Source organism: Pseudomonas sp. MDT1-16 (assembly GCF_054898115.1).
On the sequence record NZ_CM142717.1, the window covers coordinates 3,924,696 to 3,937,772 of the forward strand.

A 13,077-nucleotide genomic window follows, 5' to 3' on the forward strand; every position below is an offset into this window, starting at 1 on the left:
AGAATTTAGAGGAAGACATCCACGCGGAAATAGATCGGCGCTTCGCGCTCGGTCAGGGTGTCCGGGCGTTCCAGGGAATGGGCAAACGTCACGCTGGCGGCCACCTGCTGACCGCGCGCAAACAGCTCCAGCGAGTTGCTGGACATGCGTCCGTGTTGATCGCCGTTGTAGCGGTCGCCCCGAATCACGCCCTGGTCGTAGCCGAGGCTGGTGCCGTATTCGGCGAACACCGGGCGCAGCCATTCCAGCGTTACCGGGCGGTTCCAGCGCAGGTCGTTGCGCCAGTAGCCGCCGCTGTCGCCGGACAAGGATTGATCCTTGTAACCGCGAATCGACGACTGCCCGCCGAGGCTGGTGCGCTGCGGGCTGAACAGCACGTCTTCGCTGCGTTGGCCGGTCATCAGGCTGGTGAAACTGAAGGACTCGCCCCACACCTTGAACGGCTGCAGGTAACTCGCGGTGGCGGTGTACTTGCGGTAGCGCGCGTCCGGTTCGCCGGGACCAGGATGGCCATTGCTCTGGGCGTCGAACGCGCCGATGCCTTGCTGCATACCGAGGTCGAGGTTGACGAACGCACTGCCGACCCGTCGACCGTGATTGATGCCGAACTGTGCTTCGCTGAGGCGGTTGCTGCTCAGCTTGAGCTTGCTGTCTTCGATGAAATTGTTGGTGCGCAGGTACGAGAGCCCGGTGCTGAGGGAGGTCTTGCTCACGGCATCGCGGTGGATCACTCGTTCGGCGCGCAGCTGATGGTTTTGGCTGTCGCCGGTCTGCTTGAAGTTGAAGCCGTTAGCTTGAGCTTGCGAGCGGTACTCGCTCTGGCTGTAGGTGTAACTGACGTTCCACCAGCCCCACGGCAGGTTGTAATAGAGCAGCGCGTTGTTGGACGTGTGCTGGTGATCGGTTATCGCGTCGTGACCACCACGCAGCATCAACTGATCGGCCAGGCCCAGCGGGCTGTCCCAATCAAACGTCGTGCCCCACTGCTGCTCGCCGGTGCTGCGCTGGCCATCGTTGTTGCGGGACAACCCGGCACGCCAGGGCTTTTGCGGGGTGTTCTTGACCAACACCTCGCTGCCACCGACGTTCTTGCCCGGCGTCAACTCCATCTGCGCCTGGTTCGACGGCAAGCGGTTCAGTTGATCGACCAGTTGCTCGATTTCCCGCAAATTGACCAGGTCACCGGTCTTGCCGGGAAACGCCATGGCCAGTTCACGGTCCGACAGCTTGCTGTCGTCTGCGCCCTTCAAACCTTCAAGCCGCCCCTCGACCACCAGCACCTTCAAATGCCCGCCGGACAAATCCTGCTGCGGCAAGTAGGCACGGCTGGTGACCAAGCCTTTTTCGATGTAGTGGTCGGTGATGACTTTCAGCAACTCGTTGAGCTGCGTGACACCCAGGCACTGGCCGATGTAAGGCTTGAGCAGACGAGTTTTCTCGCTCTCCGAGAGACTGTCGGCGCCTTTGAGTTCGATGCCCTTGATCGGAAAACAACGGGCGTCGGCCGGGGCCGTCGGTTGCGTGGGTTTGGCGGCCTTGCCGGGCAATTCCTTGAGCTCTTCGAGACGCCGACGCTGCTCTTCGAGCAGGCGATCCTGACGTTCGCGGATCAGATCGGTTTCACCGGGGGTGGGAGCGGCGTGAGCAAGATCTAGCGGAGAAAGGCACAGCAAAGCCAGGCACAACCTCGCCACGAGGGCGGGTGGGTACATGTTCGATCCCTCGAAATGGAAGGTGATAGCAAAATAGTGGCGCGATGTTAGATGGTCACTATTCTGGCGTCAATTAATGATTCGACTCCCTCGACGCCCACGACGCCCACGCATCCGCGCCGTCAGCGCCCCAATCCGCAAAATCAATTCAGGCTCAGATTTAAAAGACAAAAAAACGGGCGATCTTAAGATCGCCCGTCTTTTTATATTTCAACCAGCACTTCAAGTAGCGCCTCATCAACCGCGTACTTAACCAACACCCGAAGCTTATAAAGCCGCTCACTCGTTGATAACCGTGATACCGAAACTCTCTCATCTGATCGCACAACAACTCCCCTTCCAACTGTTGCTGGGCGACATTGTCGACATAACCGCGTTGACAAGTGGTTCGGCCAACCAGGCGGCAGAAGGAAAAGTATTCTTGAGGTCCGATGATGACGCCGTCGATGCTGGCCACCACCAGTTTCAGGTTGATGACTTTGTTGTGCTGCAGGGCGAGATTGTATACCACGTCGAGAAGGTGTTCGCCCAGTGTAATGGCCTGGCAATCCATGCACGGGTAAAGAGCCCTGACACTGGGCGAACGGGAAGTATTTTAATTGAAGTTTTCGATTATGTCCGCTTATACGAACATGAAATTTATCGAAACAACATTGATTAAATGTCGGCCCAAATACTATTTCAACAGCCTGCTTAAACTAATCGATCCGACCCTTAAAGCTGATTGCTCTTGTACCAAAATTTGTACAAGAACAATCAATATATATAGAGCTAATACTCAACTTTCGTGCTGACGGGTCATTTTCAATATATCGGTGTAGGTCACCACAAAGCTCTGCCCTACTTGCAGATGAGCATAGACGCTGATCCGGGAGCGATCGCAGTTTCTTGGGGTTCTCCTCATGCGTCGGGATCGTCAACCTCATGGGCGACGTTCACGGCAGGCGAGTCTTTATGGGATTGATCGGCCTTGGCTTTCAAGGCTTGCCACTGTTCCAGGTCGATGGCGCCCTGCCCCAGCAAGTCATCGGCCACCCGCAACAGTTCGGCGTAATGAGCGTCGGGGGACTGCTGCCAGTAGGCCTTGTCGTCGAAAAGGCGCTGCCAGGAGGCAAGGTCAGGTGGTTTGAGGTCGTCGCTCATGGCGGGCTCCTGTGTACCGGTGTCTTAACTTAGGAGGCTGTCGCCCAACCGAGAGTTCCGACTCAATACCCGGTCATTTCCAGATAACCCTGCCCACCGTGGCTGCCGCTCAATCGCACCGGACCTTCCCAATAGGGAATGCGCAACGCCATCCACGCATTGGGGTTGAGGGCGCTGATCGTTATGTCGAGGTGTTTGTCGGGGATTTTGATCGACCAGCGCACCGGCATCGAACGTCCGGCGACTGTGGCGGTGTCTTGCGGTGTGAGGCTGATGTCGGCGGCGTTCAGCAACTGTGTCTGGCCCTGAGCGTCGATCCAGGTGCCAGTGAGGTATGGCGCGCCGTCCTTCTGCCGCATGCGGTAGAGCATCACCTGTTCGCCGCTGTCCAGATGCAGGGAAAACCAGTCCCATCCCGTCTGGTTGGCGGTCAGGGGTTGGCTGCTCCACTCGCGGTCGAGCCAGGCCGGGCCGCTGACTTGATACGTTTTGCCGTCGATTTCCAGCGTGCCGCGGGCCTGAAAAAACGGCTGGCTGTAGTAGTACGACGCCTGCCCTTGTTCGGATTTCTGACTGAAGCCGTTGTCTCCCTGAAGCACCAAAGGACGTGTGGAGGTCAGCCGCAGTTGATAGCCAAAATCCTTGTCCCGGGCGCTGAGTTGAAGATCCGCCAAAGGATCGGAACCCTGACTGCTGAAACGCCAATCATCGATCCACGCGTTGAACGGCGCGAGACTTACGCCAGCCTGACCTACGCCACCACGGGCATAGCGCTCAGCGGCGTGATGCACCGTCGCCGATGTTACGGCCGCGTGACCAAGCCAGATAATTTGATTGCTCCAGCCAGCGATCTCGGGCGTCGCTTTCAGCGCGCTGCGAAACAACGTCCACTGCGCGCCGAACTCGCGACCCTGATCGTCCTTGAGGTTGGCGGTGACGTACCACCATTCAATGCGAAAACCGTCATGAGGACCGTGATCCGCCGGAAAGCTGAACACCCGACCGGGCACCACCGGCGTAAACGCAGAGGCCTGATGACCTAGACCCGCGAAGCCTTTTTCAACAGACGCCGAGTTATCGCAGCCGCTCAATAGAGCCAATAGCAACACGCCGACCTTAATCTTCATGAGCAAAGGACCTCAACAGATCCGCCGGTTGCGAGCGATACAGCGAGTACAGCGGCCACGCCGACGCCAGTAACGTCGCCAGCAGTGCCAACCCCATCAATTGCAGTAACTGCATCGGAAACACCCGCAGGGGCAAGCGCCAGCCGAAGGCCTGGACGTTGATCACCGTGTCCAGGCACCACGCCAGCGCGATCCCCAACGGCAACGCCAGCACCAGGGTCAGCACCGCCAGCAACCAGGTTTGCCCGAGATTGAGCAGCATCAATTGCCGGCGAGTCACACCCAGCGCCCACAGGGGGGCGAGTTGTCCGAGGCGGCTCTGACTTTGGGTCAACAGGCTGATGAACAGCGCCACGCCCGCCACGCAGAGGGTCAGGCTGTTGAGCGCGGCGGTCGCGGCAAAGGTGCGTTCGAACACTTGCGTGGACCAACCCTTTAGCCGGGCCTGGTCGACGATGCGGCTGTCGTCCAGCGTGAAGCGGGATTGCAGCGCGGTCAGGAACGCGGGGATCAACGTCGGGTCGATGCGCAGGTTGAAACGGCTCGGGGTCAGCTGCGGCCAGCCGCGCAGCAGATGGTTGAAGTTGACCAGGATGTGGCCTTGGGGATTGCCGTAATCGGCGTAGATGCCGACGATCCGTGGCGACCAGGCGCCGTTCGGTGTGGGAATCGTCAAGTGATCGCCCAGGCGCACCTTGAGCCGACGGGCCAATTGTTCGCTGATCATCACAGCATCGTCCTTGGCCAGTCGGTCCCAAGGGTTGTCGCCCAAGGCTTCCAGCAGCGGCCAATGCTGGCGATACGTCGGATGATCGATCACGCCGAAGACTTCCGCAGGCCAGCCTTGCAACTGGATCGACACTTGCCAGTTGGGCAGCACTGCCGTGAGTCCGGGTTGCTGCTTTAGCCAGGTTTGCAGCGCTCTGGCCTGGGCCGGATTTCGCGGATTAACGTACAGTTCGGCGGTCAGGCGTTGTTCGAGCCAATCGCTGAAGGTCTGACGAAATCCGGCCGTCATGCTGCCCGCACCAATGTTCGCCGCCAGTGCCAACAACAGCGCCATCAGCGCCAGGCTCAGGGCCGGCAGTTGCTGACGGCAGTCAGCGAGAAACCATTGGCCGAGCACCGAACGACTGCGATGCAGCACCAGGTTCAACACCCAGTTGAGCACCACCGGCAACGCCAGTGCGGCGCCGATCAACAGTGCCGCCATCAGCACGAATCCACTGCTCAGGCTGTCGCCAAAGATCAACGCCAGCAGCGCGACCACCCCGGCAATCACGGCGACCCAACCCTGGCGCCGCAACCAGCGCGCGTGAGCCTGATGCCAGGCTTGCGGATCGGCCAGGGCCAGCAAAGGCAGACGCGCTGCCCGCAACAAACTGTTGGCACCGGCCAACAACGCACCGAACAGGCTCAGGCCGACGCCGCTGAGCCACCACCACGGACTGAGGCTCAACTGCCCCGCCACTTCGGCGCCGTACAACCCGCGCAGACTGGCGGCGACGTCCGGCAACAGCACGCTGGCCAGCAGGTAGCCGCTGGCGACCCCGGCCAGTCCGCCGATCAACGCCAAGCCACCCAGTTCAACCGCCAGACAGGTAATGAGCATTCGCGCACTGACGCCACAGGCACGCAGGGTTCTGAGCAAGCCACGGCGTTGTTCCAGCGCCAGGCCGATCGCAGCGTGGACGATGAACAGGCCGACCACGAATGACAGAAAACCCAGAGCATCGAGGTTCAAGTGAAAACTCTCGGTCAGGCGCGACAAATTGTTCTCTTCGCCGCGGGTCTTGAGCTGCAGTTGTCCCTTGAACTGATCAGGCAGGGTCGCGGTGAAACCCTTCGGCAGCAACAGGCGCGACAGCTGATCCGGCAGGCCGAGAATCTGCTGGGCGAAGCCGATGTCCACCAGCAACACACCGGGCGCCATATCGGACAGAGCATGCAGCGGCGGCAAGGCCTGACCACTCGAACTCTCCGGGCGTTCGCCCTCGTGCAGACCCAGTGCCTGCAACGTCTGCGGCGAAATCCAGGTACTGCCCGGCGGGCTGAAAAACTCGACAATCTGCTCAATCGCCAACGCCTGCCCGGCCACTGCGGAACCCGCGGGCAGCGACACCGGCTCGATCCCCATCAGCTGCAATCGTTGGTCGTCATGCCCCTTGAGCGTCACCCGACCTTGCAGGACCGGCGACACCGGCCAACCCGCACGGCGCAGGTCGACAAACACTTGCTGGGAGAAGGTCGCGCCACTGGGCGCACTGAGGCTGGCCTGGGGTTCGCCGCCAATCAACTGACTGGCCCGGGCATAACTTTCACGCGCCTGGCTGTTCAGCGCCTGCACACCGGTCAGCAGGCTGGTGGCGAGCCAGAGCCCGGTCAGCACACTGAAAAACTGCACCGGATGCTGCCACCAATGACTGAGCAGCGCCCGCAGCGTCTCGCGAAAGACCCGCACCTCAGCGCTCGTCCGCGCCAGCCAGACGGCCACCGTGGAGCACCACTTTTTCTGCAAGCCGCGCGGCAACCCGTGGGCTGTGAGTGACCATCAATAAAGTGGTGGGACTGTCGTCGAGCAACTCCAGTAATAGCGTCAAGACCTCATCGCTGGTGGCTTCATCGAGGCTGCCGGTGGGTTCGTCGGCCAGCAGCAGTTTTGGCTGGGACGCCAGGGCCCGGCCCAAAGCGACCCGTTGCTGCTGGCCGCCGGACAGCTGTTCCGGATAACGCCGCAGCAAATCAGCCAACCCCAGACGGTGCACCAGATGCGCCTGCCAGCGCGGATCATGCCGCCCCGCCAGTCGCGCCTGGAAGGCCAGATTGTCCTCCACGCGCAAACTGCCGATCAGGTTGAACTGCTGAAACACCAGGCCGATTTCGGTCCGCCGCCAGTTCGCCAGTTGCCCTTCGTTCATCTGTTCCAGCCGATGCTCGCCGCTGCGGATACTGCCGCGATCGACCTTGTCCAGCCCGGCAATCAGGTGCAGCAAAGTGCTTTTGCCACTGCCCGACTCACCCATCAGCGCCAGGCTGCTGCCGGGTTTCAAGGTGAGGTCGACACCTTGCAGAACCGGTAATGGGCCCTGAGGAGTGGCGTAGCTTTTGAAGACGCCTTGGACCGATAGCATGGGGAAAACCGTTCGATGTGCGTGGAGCAAGGATAGCGGACGGCAGCAGTACCGCGAATAGGCCGGTTCAGAGACCCCATAGCCCACACACTTTAGGGAAAAAACATACATGACCAAGGAAATGTCTGACTGTTCATTTGTATCCATATGGATACATTTGAGCAATGAATTATCTTATTCAACAAACCGCAAACCGCAAACCGCAAACCGCCGACATCAGGCGGGCGAGGAGGTTTAAACATGAGCCAGACTTTGACTACTTTCGATATCGCGACTCTGTTGGACAGTGACGAAGCCATCAGCCATTACCTTTCGCAAGTGCTCGCAGACGGCGACAACGAAGAATTTCTTCGCGCTATCGGCCACGTGGTGAAAGCGCGTGGAATGACACAGATTGCCAAGGATTCGGGTATGGGCCGCGAAAGCCTGTACAAGGCCTTCGCACCAGGTGCAAAACCACGTTTCGATACGGTTCTAAAGGTCGTACATGCCCTTGGCATTGATCTCTGCGCGCAGCCGGGTCATTTAATCAATCACTCGACTCACTGAGAGTCTCTTCTGACTCGACTGCTCGCTTCACTGCCACCCACGTAAAACACAACGGCAGCTGCGCGGTTTGCTGCTCATATCGATCATAGAGTTCCTCGCGGTTGGAATGCGGGTACTCCTTGAAGTGGCTGATCTGCAATCCGGCCTCGATCGCCCCCGTGAAGATGGCGCCCAGGGTGTGGACGAACCAGTAGGACGAAGGCGCCGGCTGGTCGACTTTGCCTTCGTAGACGATCGGCTGATCCTGCACGAAGGGTTCACTGCGAAAGTACGAGCTGTCCGGCCGATACGGATCGGCTGACTCGGGGTCGAACATTTCCAGGAAAGGGTGGGTTTCGTACACCACCAGGCTGCCACCGGGCTTGAGGGTTTGTGCGACATGGCGGAAGAATTCGGCGATGTCCGGCATCCAGTTCAACACGCCAATGGTGATCAGCGCCACGTCGAAACGGCTGTGAAGCTCCAGCGGCAGATGATGAATATCAGCCTCGATGAACTCAGGCGCATGGGGCGAGCGTGACGCCAGCTCACGCGCCTGATCGAGGAAGGCCTCGGACTGGTCGACGCCCACGACGCGGTGGGCACCCAACGCAAACAGCGAGATACTTTCGCGCCCGTTGTTGCAGCCCAATTGGACGACGTCCTTGCCGTCGACACCCACATGCTCCAGCAAACTTCGGAGGGTGTCGTCCAGACAGCAAAAATCCCCATAACCAACAGCTGTCAAACGGGCCTGCCATTCAGGGGTGTCTTTGTGGTGTCGGGCGGAATCATTCCAGGCATCGCGGTTGCTGGCGATGGCTTTTTCTTTTGACGGCATTTCCATTGCGCGCTCCAGACTGGGATCTTGATTGACCGGCACGAGTCTAGATCAGGGTTTCGAAGAACCCCATCGAGTCTTTGTTCAAATCTTGTAATCCCGGCATCGCCAACGCGTCCCCGTACGGCAGCTATAGTTAATGACCTTGGGGAAATGCGGGAACAACCGATTTCGCAGGTGTCGCCATGAAAAAAACCGATCTGACGCTACTGTTCGCCCTCTGCCTGACCGCCACAACCGGTGCTCACGCGGACGACAGCCTGACCCCCACTAGCGATTACAGCAGTGAGTTCAACTATTACGGGGCCGACCAACCCTTTGCTCACCCCGTACCTCCGTCCCTGAGCACGGAGCCCCCCGGGTCCTACATCCCGACCGCCCCCCAAGATTTCATCCCCATCTCGAGCCAGCATGAGTTCTACGACTCAAGATTGCCGACGGTAGCGGATGCCACTGTTCGCGTGTTCGTCCGCTCTTACGATCAGGAACGCGGTGTCTACGTGAACGAAGAAGTCCTCGACCCCACGTGCCTGCTCGCGTGTCTCAACCGTCACGGGCCATTGATGCAATAGGCCTACCACTGGCGTCTGTCCGGGCGCGCGAGGCCGAGTTTTTCGATCCGGTAACGCAGCATGTCGCGGCTCAGGCCCAGCAGTCGTGCGGATTTGGTGACGTTCCAGTCGGTCCTGTCCAGCATCTTGCGCACCATGTCGCGCTCCACTTCCGGCAGGTTCATGGACTCGGTGCCGTTGTAGACCGGACGCGGCTCGCTGTATTGCGGCTCTTGCTGAAACACCAGCGGCTCATCCACCAGGCTCAGGCACACATTCAACTGATGGGCGGCGATGGTGTCGCTCTGGGCCAGCAGCACGGTTTGCTCAAGCATGTTACGCAACTCGCGCACATTGCCCGGCCAGCTGTAACTGAGCATCAACGCTTCGGCCTGGTCGCTGAAATGCAGGTTCGGTTTGCCATAACGTTTGCCGTGGGTCGCCAGGAAGTGCCGGGCCAGCAACAGAATGTCTTCGCCACGGGCATACAGGCGCGGCACCTTGATCGAGATGATCCGTAAACGGAAGAACAGGTCGCGGCGGAATTTACCCTGCTGGACCATGTGTTCGAGGTTGCAGTTGGTGGCGCTGATCACCCGCAAATCGACCTTGCGCTCCTTCACCGAGCCAACCCGGCGGATGGTCCGGTCCTCCAGCAACTTCAGCAGTTTGGCCTGCAGCAACAGGTCCATCTCGCCGACTTCATCGAGAAACAGCGTTCCGCCATCGGCCGCTTCCACCAGCCCGACGCGGCGGTCCTTGGCGTCGGTGAAGGCGCCCTTCTCATGGCCGAACAGTTCCGACTCCACCAGGTTGGACGGAATCGAGGCGCAGTTGAATTCGATGAACGGGCCTTTGGCACGCGGGCCATCGAAGTGCAGCGCCCGGGCCACCAGTTCCTTGCCGGTGCCGGTCTCGCCTTCCACCAACACCGGCGGCAGATCGGTATTGGCCATGCGCCGTTCGGCGTCGAGTAACTGGCCAATGGTGCTTTTGAGGTACTGCATCGGTGCCGATTCGCCAATCAATGCCTGCACCCCTGACTTCTGCGCTTCGCGCTCCTGATAGAACGACAGCGTGCGTTCCATTCGGTCGGTGGCCAGGGCCTTGTCCAGCAGCAGTTTGAGCTCCGGCAAGGCCACCGGTTTGGTGACGTAATGGAAAGCGCCCTCTTTCATCGCCACCACGGCGTCTTCGACGTTGCCGTAGCCGGTCATCATGATCACTTTCAGATCCGGCGCGCTGATGCGCAGCTTCTGGATCAGGTCGTGACCGCTCATGCCCGGCAGCGAGTTATCGGTCAGCACCACGTCAGGGACGAAAGTGCCCAATTGCTTTAGTGCATCCTCAGCCGAGTGGCAGACCGTCACCTCGAAGTCCTTGCGCTCCAGGTAGGTCTGAATATTCTCGGCGAGGAGTTCGTCATCCTCGACCAGCAGAATGCTGTGCTCCATATTCCCCTCCCGTTGCCACTTTAAAATTGAGACAGACCCGGGTTCCTTCCTGCTCGCGGCTGGTCAGTTCGACCGAGCCTTCGAAACGCTCCATTATTCTTTTGACCAGGGCCAGGCCCACGCCCAACCCTCCTTGTTTGGTGGTGAAAAACGGCTTGAAGGCCATTTGTTGCTGCTGTTGGGTCATGCCCTTGCCGGTATCACTCAGGGTCATGCGCACACTCCCGGGCTGCGGCGTTCCGATATCGATACTCAGCACGCCGCCCTTGGGCATGGCTTCCAGGGCATTGGAAAACAGGCTATTAAGAATTTGCGTGAGCAGCACCTGTTGACTGACGACCGGCGGACAACTGTGAGGTGTGAAACGCACTTCGACGTTGGAGCGTTTAATCAGCGCGTCGAACGCACTCAGCGTGTCGTCGATGACCAGCACCAGGTCTACCGTTTCGTAGTCGTCGTTCATGGGTCGCAATGACACCAGCAACTCGCGAACCCAGCGCGACATGCGATCGACCTGACTGATGATGTCGCCGATGTTCTTCTGCGCGCTCTGACTGGCGATTTCCTGAGCCAGTTCGGCGCTGGAACGAATGTTGGCCAACGGATTGCGCAAGCTGTGAGCCACTGCCGAGGACATTTCCCCCAGCGCCACAAAGGTCTCATTGTTGATCAGCTGTTTCTGCTGGCTCTGCAGCAGCCTTGCCGCACGCCGCACAATCCAGAACAGCCCGAGGTAGATGGCCAGACCGCCGAGCAAGGTTGCCAGCCAGATAGACTTGAAGCCGCGCTGAATGCGTTCCACCAGGTCCACGGGTTCCTTGTAGATCTCCACCATGGCGATCACTTTGCTCTTGTCGGCATTGAACATCGGGATGTAGTTCTCGATGAACAGGTATTCAGGCTCACGCAGCAGTCTCTGCTCGGGACGCTCCTCATCGATTTCGTGGTAGCTGGTGGACACTAGCGCCTTCATTTCGAAAGATTCGTCCAGTTCTTGGTCATCTTGAATGCGCACGCCAATCAGCTCCGGGTTGGTCGACCAGACCACGGTGCGGTCCAGGGCGTACACCGTGGCCAACAGAATGTCCGGCAGATGCTTCACATGATCGAGAAACTCGATGCGCGAAGCCGCGCGGGAGGCTGGGTTCACGTCGGGATAGGCGTTGTCCTGGCGCGGGTCGAGCATTTCACCCATGGTTCTGTTCGGGGCAATCGCGGCATGGCGAATTTCGGCATCACCAATGGCCTGGATGAACTGCGCGGTCAGCATCGAATCGCGCTCGATGCTCTCGTCGACCACGAAGCGCGTGGAAATGTAGCCCAACCCCAGCGCCACGGCGGCGATGATGAAAAAGCTGCCCAGGGAAAACCAGCGCAGCAAGTTGAACTGTCCTCGCCAGCCCTTGCCTACTGCTGCCGACGTAACCGGCGCAGGTACTTTTTTTTGTTGTCCTGGTATCTGCATAGGACCTTCCCGGATGCCTTGCATCAAGCCTTTTCAGCCGTGTGTCGGATCAGTGTAGGTGGCATTGATCGAGACTGACGGCGCCAATGATAGTATTTCGCCGCTATTGCGTTTGCGCTGCCTGTAGCGGTTGCTGACGATCGGTTTCTTCTTGCAAAAATCCCATAATTGACTGCGCAGCGTTCTCATCGAGACGCAGGTTGGGCATGGGGATTTTGTCGAAACGTTCAAACAGCTCCATCGCGATCGGGTCCTTTTCCGCCAGCATGCGGTCCGGCTCGCGAATCCAGCGACTCAGCCATACCGGATCACGCTGGCGAGTGACGCCGATCAGGTCCGGGCCGATGCTGCGCATGCCGATGCCCTGCCCGTCCATCGGACCCAGGCTGTGGCACGACGCGCAACGGGTGCGAAACAACTCTTCGCCATTGCTCGGCGGACGGATCTCGGGCGCATCGGCATAACTTTCTTCAATGCTGGGCTGTTTCCAGTTCTGCAGCGTGTTGGCCAACTGATCGGCCAGAATCCACGGATTTTCGAAAGGCGAAGCTTTCATCCAGCGGCCTGTGGTCTGGTTGCCGACGATCAGGCTCAGGTTGTGATCCTTGCTGCGGCCGTTGTCGACGCCTTCGATGAACAGACCGAGCTTTTTGCGCAGGTCGGTGACGGCATCGAACTCCCCGGTGAGGAACTGCCAGCCTGGCCCGACCTTGTAGCGCTGCGCGTAGGCTTTGAGCACTTGCGGTGTATCGCTCAACGGGTCGATGCTGATCGAGTAGAAAAAGATGTCTTGGCCGACCCGGTCCCCCAGCAACTGTTGCACCTGGCGCAGGCGCGCGGTTTCCAGCGGACAGGAGTCGCTGCACGTGGTGAAGATGAAGTTGATCACCACCACTTTGCCCTTGATCAGGTCATCGAAAAAACGCACCTGCCGACCGTCCTGATCGGTCAGCAAGGTGTTGGGGAAGTAATCGCCGCCCCAGGGTGTCGCCGATTCCGTCGACGACGGTGAACCTTCATGAGCGAGTAGCAGCCAAGCGGCCAGCACACAGGTGACCAGCGGCAAAATCAGGTGCATGCCCAGGGCGCGGGAGCGCGGCGTACGTGATGTCATGTCGGCTCCCC

The 13,077-nt window shown here is 59.5% G+C and carries 12 protein-coding genes; 2 read left to right on the forward strand and 10 right to left on the reverse strand.

Annotated elements, in window-relative coordinates; all coding sequences use genetic code 11:
- Positions 1–5: 5 nt before the first annotated feature.
- From ACYZT3_RS17910 to ACYZT3_RS17935, 6 genes are all read right to left on the reverse strand, one after another.
- Positions 6–1,712 (reverse strand): ShlB/FhaC/HecB family hemolysin secretion/activation protein, encoded by a 1,707-nt coding sequence (locus ACYZT3_RS17910; RefSeq protein ID WP_462030399.1) that lies wholly within the window; start codon positions 1,710–1,712, stop codon positions 6–8.
- Between the two features lie 160 nt (positions 1,713–1,872).
- Complete coding sequence (locus ACYZT3_RS17915) at positions 1,873–2,265, reverse strand: VanW family protein (protein WP_462030400.1); 393 nt, start codon at positions 2,263–2,265, stop codon at positions 1,873–1,875.
- A 347-nt stretch (positions 2,266–2,612) separates the two neighbouring features.
- Positions 2,613–2,855, reverse strand: a complete 243-nt coding sequence (locus ACYZT3_RS17920) for a hypothetical protein (protein ID WP_462030401.1) — start codon at positions 2,853–2,855, stop codon at positions 2,613–2,615.
- A gap of 62 nt (positions 2,856–2,917) precedes the next feature.
- Positions 2,918–3,982 (reverse strand): lipocalin-like domain-containing protein, encoded by a 1,065-nt coding sequence (locus ACYZT3_RS17925; RefSeq protein WP_462030402.1) that lies wholly within the window; start codon positions 3,980–3,982, stop codon positions 2,918–2,920.
- Positions 3,972–6,443, reverse strand: a complete 2,472-nt coding sequence (locus ACYZT3_RS17930) for an ABC transporter permease (RefSeq protein WP_462032394.1) — start codon at positions 6,441–6,443, stop codon at positions 3,972–3,974. Before ACYZT3_RS17930 ends, ACYZT3_RS17925 begins: the two co-directional genes overlap by 11 nt.
- A gap of 1 nt (position 6,444) precedes the next feature.
- Positions 6,445–7,113 carry an ABC transporter ATP-binding protein gene (locus ACYZT3_RS17935; RefSeq protein ID WP_282381227.1) on the reverse strand — a complete coding sequence of 223 codons (669 nt, stop codon included), beginning with the start codon at positions 7,111–7,113 and terminating at the stop codon, positions 6,445–6,447.
- Positions 7,114–7,353: 240 nt separating this feature from the next.
- Between ACYZT3_RS17935 and ACYZT3_RS17940 the strand changes: the two genes are divergently transcribed.
- On the forward strand, positions 7,354–7,662 hold the full coding sequence (locus tag ACYZT3_RS17940) for an addiction module antidote protein (RefSeq protein ID WP_282381225.1): 309 nt from the start codon (positions 7,354–7,356) through the stop codon (positions 7,660–7,662).
- Here the strand turns inward: ACYZT3_RS17940 and ACYZT3_RS17945 are convergent.
- A complete protein-coding gene (locus ACYZT3_RS17945; protein ID WP_282381223.1) occupies positions 7,643–8,488 on the reverse strand; it encodes a class I SAM-dependent methyltransferase in 846 nt (281 codons plus the stop codon). The genes ACYZT3_RS17940 and ACYZT3_RS17945 overlap by 20 nt on opposite strands.
- 179 nt (positions 8,489–8,667) lie before the next feature.
- Here ACYZT3_RS17945 and ACYZT3_RS17950 point away from each other — a divergent pair, with 179 nt between their 5' ends.
- Positions 8,668–9,054 (forward strand): hypothetical protein, encoded by a 387-nt coding sequence (locus tag ACYZT3_RS17950; protein ID WP_462030403.1) that lies wholly within the window; start codon positions 8,668–8,670, stop codon positions 9,052–9,054.
- Positions 9,055–9,056: 2 nt separating this feature from the next.
- Here the strand turns inward: ACYZT3_RS17950 and ACYZT3_RS17955 are convergent, their stop codons facing one another.
- The 3 genes from ACYZT3_RS17955 to ACYZT3_RS17965 form a co-directional block, all read right to left on the reverse strand.
- Positions 9,057–10,487 carry a sigma-54-dependent transcriptional regulator gene (locus tag ACYZT3_RS17955; RefSeq protein WP_282381219.1) on the reverse strand — a complete coding sequence of 477 codons (1,431 nt, stop codon included), beginning with the start codon at positions 10,485–10,487 and terminating at the stop codon, positions 9,057–9,059.
- Positions 10,456–11,952, reverse strand: a complete 1,497-nt coding sequence (locus tag ACYZT3_RS17960; RefSeq protein WP_282381217.1) for a sensor histidine kinase — start codon at positions 11,950–11,952, stop codon at positions 10,456–10,458. The genes ACYZT3_RS17955 and ACYZT3_RS17960 overlap by 32 nt, the downstream gene beginning before the upstream one ends.
- 103 nt (positions 11,953–12,055) lie before the next feature.
- Positions 12,056–13,066: an SCO family protein gene (locus ACYZT3_RS17965; RefSeq protein ID WP_282381215.1), complete on the reverse strand. Its 1,011-nt coding sequence runs from the start codon at positions 13,064–13,066 to the stop codon at positions 12,056–12,058.
- Positions 13,067–13,077: the final 11 nt, after the last annotated feature.

Excerpts from the sequence above, each read along its gene's own strand:
- ACYZT3_RS17935 (WP_282381227.1), bottom strand. The coding sequence starts at position 7,113 with ATGCTATCGGTCCAAGGCGTCTTCAAAAGCTACGCCACTCCTCAGGGC.
- ACYZT3_RS17945 (WP_282381223.1), bottom strand. The coding sequence starts at position 8,488 with ATGGAAATGCCGTCAAAAGAAAAAGCCATCGCCAGCAACCGCGATGCC.
- ACYZT3_RS17920 (WP_462030401.1), bottom strand. The coding sequence starts at position 2,855 with ATGAGCGACGACCTCAAACCACCTGACCTTGCCTCCTGGCAGCGCCTT.
- ACYZT3_RS17915 (WP_462030400.1), bottom strand. The coding sequence starts at position 2,265 with ATGGATTGCCAGGCCATTACACTGGGCGAACACCTTCTCGACGTGGTA.
- ACYZT3_RS17910 (WP_462030399.1), bottom strand. The coding sequence starts at position 1,712 with ATGTACCCACCCGCCCTCGTGGCGAGGTTGTGCCTGGCTTTGCTGTGC.
- ACYZT3_RS17955 (WP_282381219.1), bottom strand. The coding sequence starts at position 10,487 with ATGGAGCACAGCATTCTGCTGGTCGAGGATGACGAACTCCTCGCCGAG.
- ACYZT3_RS17950 (WP_462030403.1), top strand. The coding sequence starts at position 8,668 with ATGAAAAAAACCGATCTGACGCTACTGTTCGCCCTCTGCCTGACCGCC.
- ACYZT3_RS17940 (WP_282381225.1), top strand. The coding sequence starts at position 7,354 with ATGAGCCAGACTTTGACTACTTTCGATATCGCGACTCTGTTGGACAGT.
- ACYZT3_RS17965 (WP_282381215.1), bottom strand. The coding sequence starts at position 13,066 with ATGACATCACGTACGCCGCGCTCCCGCGCCCTGGGCATGCACCTGATT.
- ACYZT3_RS17925 (WP_462030402.1), bottom strand. The coding sequence starts at position 3,982 with ATGAAGATTAAGGTCGGCGTGTTGCTATTGGCTCTATTGAGCGGCTGC.
- ACYZT3_RS17960 (WP_282381217.1), bottom strand. The coding sequence starts at position 11,952 with ATGCAGATACCAGGACAACAAAAAAAAGTACCTGCGCCGGTTACGTCG.